This is a genomic window from Ilumatobacter sp. (assembly GCF_041688325.1).
Classification (GTDB): domain Bacteria; phylum Actinomycetota; class Acidimicrobiia; order Acidimicrobiales; family Ilumatobacteraceae; genus Ilumatobacter_A.
Genome location: NZ_JBDNIJ010000235.1, coordinates 1 through 13,278 on the forward strand (window position 1 = coordinate 1; position 13,278 = coordinate 13,278).

Annotated in this window: 14 protein-coding genes; 6 read left to right on the top strand and 8 right to left on the bottom strand. The window is 63.8% G+C overall.

Annotated features, from left to right (window positions below; all coding sequences use genetic code 11):
* A partial coding sequence (locus tag ACH2EI_RS13345) for a phosphotransferase (RefSeq protein WP_395160366.1) occupies positions 1–701 on the bottom strand: 701 nt, incomplete at its 3' end.
* 1 nt (position 702) lies between these two features.
* Positions 703–1,950, bottom strand: coding sequence for an aminotransferase class V-fold PLP-dependent enzyme (locus tag ACH2EI_RS13350; protein ID WP_395153366.1), 1,248 nt, complete (start codon positions 1,948–1,950; stop codon positions 703–705).
* A gap of 119 nt (positions 1,951–2,069) precedes the next feature.
* On the opposite strand from ACH2EI_RS13350, the gene ACH2EI_RS13355 reads away from it, so the two are divergent.
* On the top strand, positions 2,070–4,253 hold the full coding sequence (locus ACH2EI_RS13355; RefSeq protein WP_395153367.1) for a DUF3048 domain-containing protein: 2,184 nt from the start codon (positions 2,070–2,072) through the stop codon (positions 4,251–4,253).
* Here ACH2EI_RS13355 and ACH2EI_RS13360 read toward each other — a convergent pair.
* Positions 4,250–4,867, bottom strand: a complete 618-nt coding sequence (locus tag ACH2EI_RS13360) for a DUF1349 domain-containing protein (protein WP_395153368.1) — start codon at positions 4,865–4,867, stop codon at positions 4,250–4,252. The genes ACH2EI_RS13355 and ACH2EI_RS13360 overlap by 4 nt on opposite strands.
* Positions 4,867–5,823 carry a carbon-nitrogen hydrolase family protein gene (locus ACH2EI_RS13365; protein ID WP_395160368.1) on the bottom strand — a complete coding sequence of 319 codons (957 nt, stop codon included), beginning with the start codon at positions 5,821–5,823 and terminating at the stop codon, positions 4,867–4,869. Before ACH2EI_RS13365 ends, ACH2EI_RS13360 begins: the two co-directional genes overlap by 1 nt.
* A gap of 78 nt (positions 5,824–5,901) precedes the next feature.
* On the opposite strand from ACH2EI_RS13365, the gene speB reads away from it, so the two are divergent.
* Together speB and ACH2EI_RS13375 are read left to right on the top strand one after the other, a co-directional pair.
* Entirely contained in the window at positions 5,902–6,714 is an 813-nt protein-coding gene (speB, locus tag ACH2EI_RS13370; protein WP_395160370.1) for an agmatinase, read from the top strand.
* A 107-nt stretch (positions 6,715–6,821) separates the two neighbouring features.
* Complete coding sequence (locus tag ACH2EI_RS13375) at positions 6,822–7,985, top strand: nitroreductase family protein (protein ID WP_395153371.1); 1,164 nt, start codon at positions 6,822–6,824, stop codon at positions 7,983–7,985.
* Positions 7,986–8,049: 64 nt separating this feature from the next.
* Here the strand turns inward: ACH2EI_RS13375 and ACH2EI_RS13380 are convergent, their stop codons facing one another.
* On the bottom strand, positions 8,050–8,952 hold the full coding sequence (locus ACH2EI_RS13380; RefSeq protein ID WP_395153372.1) for a carbohydrate kinase: 903 nt from the start codon (positions 8,950–8,952) through the stop codon (positions 8,050–8,052).
* Positions 8,953–9,030: 78 nt separating this feature from the next.
* Between ACH2EI_RS13380 and ACH2EI_RS13385 the strand changes: the two genes are divergently transcribed.
* The gene (locus tag ACH2EI_RS13385; protein ID WP_395153373.1) at positions 9,031–9,531 is read left to right on the top strand and encodes a nitroreductase family protein; all 501 of its coding nucleotides are present in this window, start codon (positions 9,031–9,033) and stop codon (positions 9,529–9,531) included.
* 24 nt (positions 9,532–9,555) lie between these two features.
* Here ACH2EI_RS13385 and ACH2EI_RS13390 read toward each other — a convergent pair whose 3' ends face one another.
* On the bottom strand, positions 9,556–10,380 hold the full coding sequence (locus ACH2EI_RS13390) for a phytanoyl-CoA dioxygenase family protein (protein ID WP_395153374.1): 825 nt from the start codon (positions 10,378–10,380) through the stop codon (positions 9,556–9,558).
* Between the two features lie 81 nt (positions 10,381–10,461).
* On the bottom strand, positions 10,462–10,833 hold the full coding sequence (locus tag ACH2EI_RS13395; RefSeq protein WP_395153375.1) for a zinc ribbon domain-containing protein YjdM: 372 nt from the start codon (positions 10,831–10,833) through the stop codon (positions 10,462–10,464).
* A gap of 92 nt (positions 10,834–10,925) precedes the next feature.
* Between ACH2EI_RS13395 and ACH2EI_RS13400 the strand changes: the two genes are divergently transcribed.
* Positions 10,926–11,375: a hypothetical protein gene (locus ACH2EI_RS13400; protein WP_395153376.1), complete on the top strand. Its 450-nt coding sequence runs from the start codon at positions 10,926–10,928 to the stop codon at positions 11,373–11,375.
* Positions 11,368–12,060 (top strand): hypothetical protein, encoded by a 693-nt coding sequence (locus ACH2EI_RS13405; protein ID WP_395153377.1) that lies wholly within the window; start codon positions 11,368–11,370, stop codon positions 12,058–12,060. Before ACH2EI_RS13400 ends, ACH2EI_RS13405 begins: the two co-directional genes overlap by 8 nt.
* A 28-nt stretch (positions 12,061–12,088) precedes the next feature.
* On the opposite strand, the gene ACH2EI_RS13410 is transcribed toward ACH2EI_RS13405, so the two are convergent.
* Positions 12,089–12,877 carry an Fpg/Nei family DNA glycosylase gene (locus ACH2EI_RS13410; RefSeq protein ID WP_395153378.1) on the bottom strand — a complete coding sequence of 263 codons (789 nt, stop codon included), beginning with the start codon at positions 12,875–12,877 and terminating at the stop codon, positions 12,089–12,091.
* Positions 12,878–13,278 lie beyond the last annotated feature (401 nt).

The following is a 13,278-nucleotide window of genomic DNA, read 5'->3' on the forward strand; positions in this document are numbered from 1 at the left end:
CCGACGTTGGCTCGCTCACCCGGCGTGATCCGGGCATCGGCCAGGCGGTGATCACAGGCAGCGGCGGCGAATGCGTCAATTTCCCCGCTCCCACGGGCCCGCTTGAACGCAGCAGCAAACAGGCGCAGCCCCAACTGATTACTCAGTCCGCTCACCTCGAATGTTCTGATCTCGACAAAGGTGAGTGCCGCGTCGAACCCAGCTGGGCCGCCAGACGCATTGGTCCAATCGATCACGACCGGCCCAACAGCGGTCATCATCACGTTCATCGGGTGGAGGTCGAGATGCAAGACGCTGTCGTCGCGCCGCTTTGTTGCCGCAGCAGTGGTCGGCGTGACCATCCACTCCGGGGCGACGACGTCGTTGACCTGGCGTTGGACTCGCGCCAGGAGGCTCGCGTGGGAAAACAGCTTCCAGGGGCGCTGTTCGAGGTCATTGAGCATCGTGACGCCGTCAATGCGTTCCATCACGATGTCGCGAGCAGAGTCATCGGTCGGGCGGAGGTCGAAGACTTCTGGGACGCGCACTCCGCGGCCAGCCCGGAACTGCTCGAACATGAAGCGCATCACCCGCGTCTCGTAGGTGACGCCATCATGCAGGGCGCGGTAGCGACGCAACACCTTGCCGCCACCGATGTCAAACACATCGGCTACGCGGCCACTTGCCAAGAGTGGTCCAGGTGTGTCGTCGCTCAGGGTCATGTCATCCCAACACGTCGTCGAGGGCGTTGAGCGCACGGTCGATGTCGGCCTGGCCGGTGTAGTGCACGAACGAGAGTCGAACGACACCACGATCAACATCAACACCGAGGCCATCAAGCACACGGACGGCGTAGTAGTTGCTTGCGCTCGTCTGTACGCCACGCTGCACCAGCGCACTGGCCACGGCTGCGGGCTCTTGTTCGAGAGGGAGAAACGCGATCGTCGGACAACGATGCCCGGATTCGGCATCGAGTGATGCGGGACCGAGCAACCGGACGTCGTCACGCCCAGAGAGCGCGTCGAGTAACTGCGGTGTGAGCGAGTCTTCCTGCTCGCGCCAGAGCGACGACACGTTGACGCAAGCCACACGGAGCGAATCGCCGGCGCTGCCACCGTGCGCACCGTGCAGCAGTTCGATGTAGTCGAGGACCGCACCAGCGCACGCCACTTGCGCGTGATCGGGGCCAGCTGGACTGAGCCTCTTGTCCGGGTACCCGGCGTTGAAAAAGTGCGCCTGGCTTGGCAGCTCGTTGAGTAAGCCGTTCCGGACAACCATCAGCCCCTGATGCACCGAATACGTTTTGTAGAGACTGAAGAGATAGACGTCGGCGTCGAGGGCGGCAACGTCAGGAATGCTGTGCGGAACGAACGACACGCCATCAACGATCACTCGTGCACCGACGCTGTGAGCGAGCCCAGTGATCTTGGAGACGTCGTTTTCCTGACCGACGATATTCGATGCGTGCGGCACCGTAACGAGCTTGGTTGCTGGCGAGAGCAGCGACGCGAACTGATCGATGTCGAGGAGGCCAGTATTGGGATCGGTCCGCCACTCCTTGACGGTGGCGCCGACGCGCTCAGCCATCCGGCGGACGGCACCCGTGTTTGCTTCATGGTCCTGATTGGTGACGATCACCTCGTCTCCGGCGCCGAGCAGGCAGCCGAAGGCCTCGGCCAGCACGTAGGTGTTCATCGACGTCGACGGGCCGAAGACAACCTCGTCGGTGGCAACTCCGAGTGCCTCTGCCCAGCGCTTGCGGGAGCGATCCATTTGATTGCCGGCGCGCGCCGATGAACCGAACTCGGAGTACGGCTGCACCTTTGTGTCCGTGTAGTAGGTAGTCAGGGCATCAATCGTCTGGCGGCAGGCAAACGAGCCGCCAGCGTTCTCGAAGAACGACTGCTCGTTGTTGTCCGTTGAGGCAAACGCGGGGAACTGCGAACGGATAAGTGTGAGATCGAGGGGCACCCTGTCACCGTACCGCGGCCAGTTCGCAGCAAACTCCCTGCTCCAGCACCGAAACACTCACGGCCGAATACTGCCAGCGCTGCGCCCCAACGACCAGCGAGGGTCGCTACATTCGCGCGGTGCCTAAAAGTTTCGTACGCCGCGGGGTGACACTCCTGACGAGCGTCGCGCTGATCGTTGCGTCTGCACCCGCACCCGCAGCTGCCCAACTCGATGTCCCATTCACGGCGGAGCCGATCGCTGCCGGACTGGTCGCGGCCGGTGGTGTCGTGAGAGTCGCCGTTCCCGAAGCCTTTGGCGGCAAAACCGTGATTGGCCAACTTGCCGTCGACGGCGCGCGAGAACCTGGCTTCATCACCGCATACGGCTGCGCGAACGGCCTGCCACGCGACACCACCGGCCAAATCACGCGTGCCGACCTGAACTACAACGGCTCGATTACCACGACCTGGTCGAACCGGCTCATCGTGCAGGCCGACGGAAACGGCGACATCTGTTTCTACGCGCTCACGCCGGTCGAGTTAATCGTCGATGTCAATGGCGTCTCGTTCGACACCGGCATCTCGTCGTTCCCGAACCGCCGGACCGACACACGACTCACCACGTCGGAACGAGCAGCGGGACCTGTCCTCGCCGGAACAACTCTGCGTATGACTGTCGATGCGGCTGTGGGCGGCAAAACGGTCATTGGCCAGCTCGCCGTCGATGAAGTGAGTGACCTTGGCTTCGTCACTGCGTACCCCTGCGCGGCAGGGCTCCCGATCGACTCGGTGACTGCAGTCAATCGCGCTGATCTGAACTACATCGGCACTCTTGCGGCAACCTGGTCGAACCGACTGGTCGTCGAGGCCGATGTCAACGGAGAAATCTGCTTCTTTACCTCGGCCACAGCTCAGCTAATCGTTGACATCAACGGCGTCACCGACGCAGGCATCACTGCGTTTGCCAACCGGCGGACCGACACGCGTACCGGAGCGGGCCGCCCAGGCGTCGGCCCAGTTGCTGCGGGCGCTACGTTGCGAATCCAGGTGCCCGAAGCCGAAGGTGGGCGCATCGTCCTCGGCCAACTGGCCGTCGACAATGTGCAAGCGTCCGGCTTCGTCACCGCATATCCGTGCGCCGACGACATCCCAGTCGACGTTGCGGGCGAAATTGACCGCGCCGACCTCAACTACAGCGGCCGTGTTGCTCGGACCTGGTCGAACCGCCTCATCGTCGCCGCCGATGCCAACGGCGAGATCTGCCTGTTCAGCTCGGCTTCAGCCGAAATGATCATTGACATCAATGGCGTGTCAGCAATCGAGGGCATCACCCCGTTCCCCAACCGCCGGACCGACACCCGCTTCAGAGCACAGCCACCTCCCGAGCCGCTACCCGTCGACATCAACGGCGTACCGCAGTGGCCGCCGTACGTCCCGTTTCCCGCGCTCAAGGGCGTCGCTGCGCTGACCGGGTTGCCGGCGTCTACCAAGATCGCGAAGCGGCCGATCCTCGCGGTGAAAGTCGACAACTTTCGGCTAGCTCGGCCGCAGTTCGGGCTCGACGAAGCAGACGCCGTCTTCGAACTCAACGTCGAGGGCGTTACGCGGTTTATCGCGCTCTTCCATTCGAATATCCCGGCGCGTTTGGGGCCTGCCCGCTCGGCGCGAACCGCCGATCTCGACCTACTCGCTGCGATGAACCGACCGATCATCGCCTACTCAGGAGCCAACGAGGGTGTCAGCCAATGGGTCACTGCTGCCGCCGACTCCGGCGTCCTTGTCGGCTTCAGCGCGCAAAGCAGCCCCTGCTACTTCCGTGAGCCGACACGGCCTGGCCCGCACGACCTCCTCCTCGATCCGACGTGCGTACTCGCCAATGCGCCGGAGGCCGGCCCCGCCCGGCCGCTGTGGAGCATCGATGCCGCCTGGGCCCCCGGTGCACTGCCGTCGACCCGTACCTCGACCTTTGATGTCGACATGGACGGCGTTGACGTGACATGGAAGTGGAATGTTGGCTCACGTCGCTACCTCCGCTTCCAGGACGGCGCGCCCCACCTCGCTGAACCTGACGTCCCGATTACCGCGTCGAACGTCGTACTCATCGAGAGCGAACACGTTCCGTCGCCCGTCGATGCTCGATCACCAAACCCGATCAGTATCGGTTCGGGCCGAGCGGTCGTGCATCGCGACGGGCGTGCCGTGCCATGCATCTGGTCACGACCGTCGCCGTTCGACCCGTTCACGTTCGTCGACGCGGCGAGCGGAAACACGATCCCTCTCGACGTCGGTGTCACCTTCGTCGAGCTGGTCCGCCGGCTCTAAGAACCGTCGCGCGGATCAAGCAGCGTGGTTGCGGCGAAGACAATCTCGCTGAACCGCGCCGCGCATCCGTTTCCGGTCGGTGACTGCGTGAGGAATCCGGCGCGCATGGGCAGCGCCGGGCTGCGTAACGCAAAGAGCCGAGACAGGGCCCACGACGTCGTTCCGTCCAGGCCGCTGCGCGCGTAGTGAAAGGCGAGGGCCGTTCCGAAGCGAGAGATGCGCACGCGGACGGTATTCCCCATCACTGCTGGTTCGTTTGAGTCGTCGGAAACCCCGCGCGTCACAACGGTGACAACCATTGGCTGGCCCGTCGGATCGCGCTCAAAGCACAGCTTCGCCCAATCGTCAGCGGTTTGATGGATGAACAGCACACCTGCATCGAAGGTGGCTGCAAAGTCCACGTTGATCGTCGCCTCAAGCTGGAAGTTACCGCTGACTCGACACATCAAGGCGGGCGCATTCGCCACGCGCGCCGAACCGGCGGGGTCATTGAACCAGTCGGTCTTCGGCGCTGCCTGCATCGTGAGTAAGCCGCCTTCGAACGTCGCGTCGCCGACATCGTCGAGCCAGTCGAATGGGGGCCCACCGAGTGGGAAAGGGTCAGACAGCTGCATCAGATGAACCGTGCCGGTTCGCGGCGGGTGCGATCAACCGTCAGCTGGAGGACATCGGGCCGCGAGTAGTGGCCCGCCGGGTCAAAGTTCTGTCGCTCTGCTCGAAGGAGCGCAAGGTCGATATCGGCAAAGATGATTGTCTCCTCGTGCTTCGCTGCCTCAGCCAGAACACTCCCGTCGGGCCCGACAATGATCGACCCGCCACTCGCCCAGCGGTTCCCGAACGCGAGCATCTGATCAAGAACAGGAAAGTCAGCGGGAACGTGTTCCTCGCGCAACACGGCACCCGAACTCACCACGAACACGCGGCCTTCTTTTGCAGCGAACCGACTGATCTCGCCTGAGGTTTCCGGCGAGCCGGGCCACGTGGCGACGTGGACCTGCGTGCCCTGCGCCCACATCGCGGCGCGCGTCAGCGGCATCCAGTTCTCCCAACAGTTCAGGCCGCTGACGCGCACTGATGCTGTGCCGTCAGGCCCGCCTCCATGGATGGCCAGGTCGTGCACGACGAGCCCGTTGCCGTCGCCGTCCGCCCACATCATCCGTTCGCCGTAGGTTGGCTTGAGTTTGCGATGCACGCTGACGATGCCCGAGGTTGGATCGATCGCGACCAGGGAGCAATAGATCGATCCGCCGGACGGGGATCGCTCGGCAACGCCGAGGTACACGAAGATGCCGAGCTGCGCCGACACCGAAACGACGGTATCGAGGTGTCCTGCTGCGATGTCGACTGCGTTGTCAAGATAGATCGAAAAGGCTGCCTTCTGGGCTGGATCGTCGAACGTCGACGCGTCGCTGAAGTCGGCCCAGGCGGGATAGCCGGGGACGAATGTCTCGGGGAATGCAATGAGCTGGGCGCCGTTGGCGGCCGCTTCACCCATGGCGTCAAGCACCTTGTCGAGCGTGGCCTCACGCTGCATGAAGGCGGGGGCGAGCTGGGCAGATGCGACTCTCATTGCTCCCGACAGTACAAGGCGTCGTCCGGATGAGTAGCAGGTGGGCTGCTGGCACATGCTCGTCGTAGCTTGGGGTGCATGTCACTCGTCGTGCTCGGAATTCCCTGGGATGCCAACTCATCACACCTCCACGGGTGTGCAGCCGGCCCAGACGCGATTCGCGCTGCGTTGCACTCCGGTTCGGGCAACGACGCGACCGAACATGGACTGAGCGTCGTTCCCAAACTCAGCGACCTCGGCAACCTTGAACTGCAGAACTCGGTGGGCGACCTCGATGCGAACTGGGCCGATGCCAATGTGATCACGGACGCAGTCGACGCGCAGATCGCCGCAGGGAATCGGGTGATCTCACTCGGTGGCGATCATGCGGTGACGTATCCAATCCTGCGAGGCGTCGCCAAGCATCACCCAAAGCTCACGGTCGTCCACATCGATGCCCACCCCGACATGTACGACGACTTCGAGGGCAACCCGCTCAGCCACGCGTCCCCGTTCGCTCGCGCCTTGGAAGACGGCTGCATGCAGCGGCTGGTGCAGCTCGGGATCCGGACTGCCACGACGCATTCGTACGAGCAGGCCGATCGCTTCGGCGTGCAGATGATCGGTGCCCGTCAGCTCGACCAGTTCGACGCGTCGACACTCGACGGGCCGATCTATCTGACGGTCGATCTCGACGGCCTCGACCCGGCCGTTGCACCAGGGGTGTCGCACCACGAGCCCGGCGGCCTGACCGTGCGCGAAGTGCTCGACATCATCGATGCACTGCCCGGCCCCATCGTCGGCGCCGACATCGTCGAGTTGAACCCGTCACGGGACCTCGTCGACATGACGGCCATGGTCGGAGCAAAACTCCTCAAGGAGATCGCTGGCCGCATGCTCACTGTCGGCTGATCTCCAGTTCGCCCGGTCCCCTTCCCAGGGTCGAAAGTGGCTGGCCAGCAGCGCTCCTCGCGACGTTCGGTTACCCACCGACCCTGCAGAAAAGTAACTCTGGGGGGATGGACATCGACGTCGGAGCAGTTGATTACGCCCTCACTACCACGCGCGCTGTGCGCCGGCGACTCGATCTCGAGCGGGATGTCGATGACCAGATCATCCTCGACTGCGTCGACGTGGCCGAGCAAGCTCCGACCGGGGGAAACCTCTCGAGTCGACGTTGGTTGGTGATTCGCGAACCGCGTGTGAAGCAGGCGCTCGCCGACCTGTACATGGCAGGCGCGGGGCAGTGGATGGCCGACGCCGCCAACCGCCTCGAGGGCACTGGCCACCCACAAGAGAAAAATATGGCGTCGGCGAAGTACCTCGCCGAGCACCTTGCGGACGTGCCTGCCATCGTGATCCCCACCATCATCGGGCGCCACGACGGCAGCGGTCGGCCCGGCCTATTCGATTCGGTCATCCAGTCAGGGTGGAGCTTCTGCGTCGCGTTGCGGGCGCGTGGCCTCGGCACCGCCTGGGTCACCGCAGCACTCGCTGACCAAGACAAAGTCAAAGAACTCCTCGGCATCCCAGAGAACATGACCGAAATCGCGATGTTTCCCGTGGCCTGGACAAAGGGCACCGACTTCTCGCCAGCACCTCGGCCACCGGCGCGAACCGTCACCTTCTTCGACGGGTGGGCACGGACCTTCGAATCCGGTCCAAGCAGTCCGGTTCGCCTCGCCGATGGCCCCGGCACCGTGGCCGAGATCGACATCAACGCGCGAGCCTCAGCGATCTGGCCGTTCCTCACCGACATCAACCTGTCATCGCGATTCAGCAACGAGTTCCAAGGAGCCGAGTGGATCCACGACACACTGGTCGATGGTCAACCGATCGTTGGTTCGTCGTTCGTCGGCACCAACGAGAACTCGGCACTGGGCGAGTTCAAGGTGCCGTCGTTCATCGACACGTACGAGCCGCACGTCGCGTTCGGCTGGCGCACCTCGTCGATCGAGAGTCCAGGAGCCCGATGGCGTTTCGAGATCGAGTCAAACGGGTCCGGCTCGCGGCTGCGGTATACGGCTGCGCTGGGGCCCGGGCCGTCAGGCTTGACCATGGCCATTGAGTCGATGCCCGACAAGGAACACCGAATCATCTTCCGACGCATCGAAGGCCTCTACGCCAACATGCGCAAGGTGGTCGTCGGCATCAAGAAACTCGCCGAAGCGGTCGAGTCATGACCGTTGACTTGTCACACTCGCCCTCTGCAACCGGTCTGACCGGAGCACGACAAGATCGTGGCAGCTACCAGGTGAGTTCGTGGCGGTACGGGACGTCGGCACCGGCGCGGCTGCATGTGAGTGCTGCGGCCTCGACGGCATGTTCGGCAATCTCGGTCCAGTCGCCAAGGGTCATTGCTCGAACAGCCGCCTTGGAGGTGGTGCCAGATTCCCACAGCGAGGCGAGTACCACGCCACAAATCGTGTCACCGGCGCCGACGGTGTCAACGACCTCGAGGCGTCGCGAGACGGCGCGAGCTTCTCCGTCGGCCGTGAAGACGGAAAGGCCATCAGCGCCTCGCGTGAGAATCACCGCGCTCACACCGGCAGCGAGCAACGTCTCGACCCACTCGGACGGGTCGAGGTCGGGGAAGATCCATGCGAGGTCTTCATCAGAACCCTTGTAGATGTCGGTGTTCGACACCCACCGGTCGTGGAAACCATTCCACTCAGTTCTCAACACCGGGTTGGCGTCGAGAATCTGCGGCCTGATGTTCGGGTCGAGGGACACGACGCCGTCGTGCAGTTCAGCAAACGCAGCGAGCGTCTCGGCGGTCCGCCCGCGGAACATGCCGAGTGTGCCGCCATGCAGGATGTGCGGACCTGGCCCGGCCGCGGCGACGTCGAATTCGCTGAGTTGCATGTCGGCGGTGTTGTTGCCTTCGAAGGTGAAGCGCAGTTCGGGAACGTGTTCGACAACGGCGCGCGCCGTTGGTGCGTCGGTGCGCTGAACCAGGTCGAGCGAAACACCGTTGGTGCTGATGTGTTGGTGCAGCATTTCGCCGTGTTCGTCGGTCGAAAGTGCGCCCGCAAATGCTGCCGGGACGCCCAGCCGTGCGCATGCAATAGCGGCGTTCATCGGCCCGCCACCGGGCAGGGGTGTGCCATCAACGATATCGACCAGGGCTTCACCGCAGCTGATGATCATGCGAGCAAACTACCGAGCACGGAATACGACGCTGAGATCGAACACGCAGCAAGGTCCGATGCTGCGACACTGGCTGACATGACACCGTACGAGAACATCATCAGCAAGCGCGACCTTCGGATGTACACCGACCAGCCGATCGCTGAGGACGTGATGCAACGCATTCTCCAGGCCGGGCGGATGGCAGGCAGCGCGAAGAACATCGAAGCGAACCGACTCATCCTCATCACCGATCAGGGTGTACAGGATGCGCTCGTCGCAGCCGGTGACTTCGTGTCATGGATCGGTTCGTCTGCCGCGATCATTGGCTTCGTATCACCGACTGCCGAATTGCGCATGTTCGACGTCGGCCGCCAGGGCCAGAACATGATGCTCGCCGCGCATGCCGAAGGCATTGGCACCTGCCCGGTCACGCTGCAGCACCAAGACATCGCCCGCGCCGCTGTCGGCCTTCCGGACGACTGGTCGTTCCCGATGGCGATCACGCTCGGTCACCCCGTTGAGGATCATCCAGACAGCCCGCTCAAGCGTCAGCGTGTGGCGATGGACGACCTCGTGCTTCACAACCGCTGGAGCTGAATATTGCCGGGCCGTACCACCCGGTCAGCGGTTCCAGAGGACTGGGAAGAGGGGGTGGTCCATCTCGGCGCCGATCGGCAGTTCGGCGTCGAGGCCGGGGAACGGCGGTGAGGTCGTCCACCGGCGTGGCGCATGGACCATGTCATCGCCGAGGAAGCGGATCGACAGCACCCGTCGGCGACCGGGGCCAGCGACTCCCGCGGCTCCGTGCACGCTCAGCATGTTGAAGAAGACGGCGTCGCCCGGCTCGAGGTCCCAGGAGAGGATGCGCCAACTGTTGGGGTCGCGCTCCATGTCGCCCTCGAAGTCGGGGAGATCAGCAAGGCTTCCTTCGGGGAACCACTTCGCCTGTGCGTCGAGAAACGTGCGCGGCATGTACCAGGGCCCGCTGTGCGAGCCGGCAACGATTTGCAGGCTGGATTCCTTCGGCACTGGGTCGACCGGAAACCACATGCTGGCGTTCTGCACGCCGTCCACGTTGTAGTACGGCTGGTCTTGGTGCCACGGCGTGCGCTGCCTGGTACCAGGCTCCTTCACGAGGACGTGGTCGTGATACAGCCGGGTTTGGGCAGAGCCGCTGAGTTCAGCGGCGATCTGCGCGGCGGGCGACTCGCGAATGAAGCGCTCCATGTCGGGGAGGCGCTGCCAGTTGCAGAAGTCCTCGATGAAGGGGGCGTCGTCGACGGCGCTCGCACGTTTGGCGCGAGGCGAGAGCGCGGCGAGGTTCGCATCGATTGCTGCGGTCGCCCACTGGACATGTTCGGCATCGAAAGCCTGGCGCACGACGACCGCACCGTCGCGGGCATACGCCTCCCGTGTGGTGTCATCGATCAGCTCGGTCACCGGCACGATGTTAATCCTCACGAACTACGGCGAACTATCACGAACTACCGCGCTGTCGACGGCAGCCGAGCATCAAGGGTGGGTTGCTCAGGCCTTCTTGACGAATTCCGCTTTGATTAAAAGTTGGCGACCATCGACCTTGCCATCAATCTCGTGGTCGCCAGAGATGAGGCGGATTGACTTGATCTTCGCGCCTGCCTTGACGCCCCCGGCCTTGCCGTCGGTCTTCAGGTCTTTGATAATCGTCACGGCGTCGCCATCGGCGAGGACGTTGCCGTGCGCATCGCGAATGTTGGCCAGGTCGTCGACGGGAGCACCCATCCACTCGTGGCCACAGGTCGCGCACTCGTAGCCGTCGTCGGTGGTGAGCGGGTCAGGCATCGTGCAGATTGGACAATTTGAAAGGTCGGCCATGAGCTCTGTGTATCGCCATTTCGTGCTGGACGCTGGCGGTGCCATCACAGCACACTCGTCCGGGCAAACGTTCACTCTCCTGTCATGCTGGGTCTGTCACGCATGACGCACAGGGTCACCTTTGGTACGCTCATGACATGAGTGCTCTCGCTGCGCTGACCAACGATCTGCCGCCTGCTCCACCCCTGCTCGATCGCGCGGCGGTCGAGCAGGCGAGATTGGTCAGGCTCGCACGTGACCATCTTGCCGCACACGAACCGTCGGTCGACTACGTCGGGTTGGCGCAGGGCCGCAACAGCACCGTGCTCGCCGCACGCCAGTGGGTCAAGCGACAGCGCGCCCGAGGTCGAATCTTCGTGATCGATCACGGCGGCATGACACTCATCCCGACGTTCCAGCTCGACGAGGTGTTCGACGTCAATGAACAGGTCGCGGCAGTCGTCGCGCGGTTGTCCGGCGCGGGCCTCAGCGGATGGGCGCAGTGGCAGTGGTTCACGGCACTCAACCCGTGGATCGAGGCGCGGCCCATCGACGTCATCGGGAGTGCTGACGTGATGAGGGCGGTCGACGGACTCATCGATGCGTGACGCACCGTGCGGTCGATCCGACTGCCCAATCGTCGATCCGGGTGACATCGATCGGCGGACGCTGCTGACACAGACGCTCGAGGCTGGCACCGAATGGTTCCGTGTTCCCCGGACCGTGCACGGCACCCAGCCGTTTGCTCCCGCGGGAAGTGGCAGTGGTCGGTTCTCCCCGCTCGATGATCGCGGCCACAGCTACATCGCCGCGCATCGGTCGGCGTCTTTGTTGGAGTCAGCGCTGCATGAGGCATCGGGCCCCAACCCACGTATGTACGTGGCGACCCTTCAGGCGTACAGCCTGCATCGGCTGCGCCTGAACGAACAGGTTCGACTCGTCGACCTGCGCGACGGTGCGCTGGCGCGTCTCGGGCTGGTTCGTCCGCAGCTCACGGGCGCCGGTGGGCTGCATTACCCCTGCACACGGCGAGTGGCTGAACGGATCGTCGGGTCGAAATCGTCGTGCGGGTTCGTCTGGACGTCGCGCCAGGGGGCGCTGCATGCCGACCGCAACCCTGACGGTCTTGCTTCAGAAGTCCTGCGCCACGACAGCCTCGACGTGGCGGTGCTCTACTCCCCCGATGCCGCCACGGTGATTGAGGTGATCGAGTCTGAGCCACTGGTCAGCGGAACTGGCCCAAGTCGCTTCGTCCTCGAGCTCGCCAACCTGCTGCGCATTGCGATCCTGTAGTTGGCGTCACCGCTACGTCAGCCCGACGTCAACCCTGCGCGGGTTGGCACGACGGGCACCAGTAGGTGCTGCGGGCGGTGCGCTCACCAGCGGCCGAGAAGTCAATCGAGTTGTCGCAGCGACGACAGGCGAACCGGTGGCGGCCGTACACGTGCGTGCGACCTTCGTTGCCTCGGCCGGTTGTCGAGCGGTAGGGCGTCGCTCGATTGGCGACGAGTTGGCGGTGCGCGATCGACCACAGCTTGCGGAGTTGATCGTCCGTCATCGCACTCACGAGAACAAACGGATGCAGTCCGGCGACGAAGAGCGCCTCGCTCTTGAACACGTTGCCGACACCCGCCGCGACCAGCTGATCAAGCAGCAGTTCGGCGAGCGTGGTCGTCTCGGTGGCGCGGGCCCGGCTGTTCGCAATCACCACATCGAGGTCAACGTCGTCGTTACTCAAGTCGGGGCCGAGGCGATCAGCTGGCGCCGTTCCGGACCCAGCAATGTGTGTCGAGATATCGGGCGCGGCGAAACACAGCGCTCGTCCCAAAGGGGTCTCGATCACGATGCGCAGTTTCGGGTCGCGCAGGACTGGCCTGTCGAGCCCGCTCGTGCGCCACGAGCCCGACATGCCAAGGTGCGTGTGCAGCACGAGCTTCCGATCGAACTCGATGAGGAGGTACTTGCCGACAGCTTCGACGCTGTGGATCGTGTCACCGACTCGCGGTCGGTAGCCGCGCAGTTTCTTGAACCACAGATCGGTCACCACTTGGCCTTCAAGCACCGGCGTCAGCACCTCTGCGGCCCGGCGCAGTGTGTCGCCCTCAGGCATCTCGGTCAACCTTCGGCACAGACCCAACGGTACTGGTGATGGGCTGGGCTGTCGTGTCCGCCTGCCCCACCTCGGCCCTGGTCCGACAGCATCGTCAGATGCTTGATTGTCGGCCTAGCGACCAACATTTCTCAGAATTCTTGTGCCACTATGAAGCCCGGAAACACGCCCGTCGGCGGCCCTCTCGCATCGGGTTACGGAGCCTTCGATCGGGATCGGCGCATCGGCCGTTCGACGTGCAGAACGTCACCAGGGCCGGCCTCCGGCGAGCCTGCTGCCACTGCCGAACGGAGGCACATCGCCCCTGCTAGACGGATAGATATGGACAGTCGAGTGCGGTACAATTGGACACATGTTCACCGACCTGATCGAGGAGTTGACAACACTGTCAGCAACCGAAC